This window comes from Phormidium sp. CCY1219, from assembly GCF_035615515.1.
GTDB lineage: Bacteria > Cyanobacteriota > Cyanobacteriia > Cyanobacteriales > Laspinemataceae > CCY1219.
The window spans coordinates 1-206 of record NZ_JAJENT010000108.1; the positions used below are offsets into that span (position 1 = coordinate 1).

The following is a 206-nucleotide window of genomic DNA, read 5'->3' on the forward strand; positions in this document are numbered from 1 at the left end:
AACGAAAACCTAATTTTCCCCACGGAAAATTCCGTAGGAAACACGGTTTTTGCGGGAAATACTTTTCCCTTTTTCGCTACGGATACCGCCGAAGCGGTGTTCGGGACTACTGTGGATAATTTCCTGTTGGGAATGGGAGGAAATGACAACCTTTATGCGGGAACTGGCAACGATATTTTGCACGGCAATACCGGAAATGACTATCT

At 45.6% G+C, this 206-nt stretch carries 1 protein-coding gene; it reads left to right on the forward strand.

Features of this window, described 5'->3' with window-relative positions; all coding sequences use genetic code 11:
- The coding region (locus tag LKK83_RS31890; RefSeq protein ID WP_324628774.1) for a hypothetical protein at positions 1-206 on the forward strand (206 nt) is incomplete at both ends.